2 protein-coding genes are annotated in these 1,891 nt (G+C 61.0%); one reads left to right on the forward strand and one right to left on the reverse strand.

What is annotated here, in order from left to right:
* Positions 1–93: 93 nt before the first annotated feature.
* Positions 94–492: an MAPEG family protein gene (locus tag NWI01_RS13695; RefSeq protein WP_141384400.1), complete on the reverse strand. Its 399-nt coding sequence runs from the start codon at positions 490–492 to the stop codon at positions 94–96.
* Positions 493–579: 87 nt separating this feature from the next.
* On the opposite strand from NWI01_RS13695, the gene hemH reads away from it, so the two are divergent.
* Positions 580–1,617, forward strand: a complete 1,038-nt coding sequence (gene hemH, locus NWI01_RS13700; RefSeq protein ID WP_141384402.1) for a ferrochelatase — start codon at positions 580–582, stop codon at positions 1,615–1,617.
* Positions 1,618–1,891: the final 274 nt, after the last annotated feature.

Consider the following 1,891-nt stretch of genomic DNA (forward strand, 5'->3'; position numbering starts at 1 on the left):
TAGAGCCTCGCTTCTGATTCCATCAGAAGCGAAAAGGCTCTGGAAACGCCGCAGGCGGCGTGGAGGAACTGACTGGCTCCCTTTCCGCGCGTGTCAGGAAGGCAGCCAGTGCCGGATCGCGGGCAGGAAGAAGATCGTGGTGTTGATGGCGAAGCCGACGCCCCAGAGGATCGACCGCAACGTCGGGCGGTCGCCGATATAGGTCACGACATAGGCGGCGCGGACGATCAGGTAAAGGATCGCCAGTTCGTCGATCAGACGCTGGGGCGCATCGCGAAATTCCGCAAGCAGAACGGCGGCAGCAAAGAAGGGAAAGGCTTCGATGCCGTTCAGGTGCGCTCCAAGCGCGCGGGTCCGCAACGGATCGTCGTAAAATCCCGGGTCGCGCGGCCGGGCGTTGTCAAAGCGGGGCAACCCCAGCGCCTTGAACGGCACGATCGTCAGCAGGTACAGAATGACCGCACCGAAGACACACCATTCAGCGATCGTCATCGCAACTCCCTCAGCCTGCGGTTCGCAACCGTATCGGTAGATGCGTGGGCTTGACAAGAACGGACCGGCGCGCGAAGCCAGACGGACATGACTGTCGCCATTCCTATCGACAAGGCTGGAACCGCGGCGTGCGCGCCGCGCGAGCGCGTTGGCGTTCTGATCGTCAATCTCGGCACTCCGGATACAGCCGATGCTCGCGGCGTGCGGGTGTATCTGAAGGAGTTTCTGTCGGATCCGCGCGTTATCGAGAAGCAGGGCCTGGGCTGGAAGCTGGTGCTGAACGGCATCATCCTGAACACCCGCCCGCGCCGCAAGGCGCTCGATTACCTGAAGATCTGGAATACCGAGCTCGACGAGTCACCGCTCAAGACGATCACCCGCTCGCAGTCGGACAAGCTCACGGCCGCGCTTGAAGGTCACGACCATGTCGTCGTCGACTGGGCGATGCGCTACGGCAATCCGTCGATGCAATCGCGTATCGCGGCGCTGGCGGCGCAGGGCTGCGACAGGCTGCTGGTGGTGCCGCTCTATCCGCAATATTCGGCGACGACATCCGCAACCGTATGTGACGAGGCATTTCGCATTCTCAGCGAGATGCGTGCGCAGCCGACGCTGCGGGTGACGCCGCCCTACTACGACGATCCCGACTATATCGAGGCGCTGGCGGTTTCGATCGAGACTCATCTCGCCTCGCTCCCGTTCACGCCTGATGTCATCATGGCGTCGTTCCACGGCATGCCGCAGACCTATGTCGACAAGGGCGATCCGTATCAGAGGCATTGTGTCGCGACCACCGAGGCGCTGCGAAAGCGGATGGGGCTCGATGCGTCGAAACTGATGCTGACGTTCCAGTCGCGCTTCGGCTTCGATGAGTGGTTGCAGCCCTACACCGACAAGACGGTCGAGAAACTCGCGAAGGACGGCGTGAAGCGTCTCGCGGTCGTCAACCCCGGCTTCTCCGCCGACTGCCTGGAGACGCTGGAGGAAATCGCGCAGGAAAATGCGCATATCTTCCGCCAGAACGGGGGCGAGGAGTTCACCGCGATACCATGCCTGAACGATAGCGACCCTGGCATGGATGTGATCCGGAGTCTGGTGCTGCGCGAACTTCAGGGCTGGATCTAGAGCGGGATGAGGAAAAGTGTGTAGCGGTTTTCCGCCCGCATCCACGTCTCAAAATATTGGGTTGGAATCGATCACGTTGATGGCTTTGGATCGATTCGATCCAAAGCCATCGTGATCTAGGCGGACTTCCCCTTGGAGCCTTTCCGCCTCTAGCCCTCTCTCGGTGAAATCGGATGTCCGTCTTCCGAGTGGACAATGCGGATTCGGGATAGCGCAGCGTTCGGAGGAGAGGCAGCTCACTTAACGTAAGTTGTTACAGGTTCTCTGGAGCGGC

The sequence above is a fragment of the Nitrobacter winogradskyi genome (assembly GCF_006539545.1).
GTDB lineage: Bacteria > Pseudomonadota > Alphaproteobacteria > Rhizobiales > Xanthobacteraceae > Nitrobacter > Nitrobacter winogradskyi_A.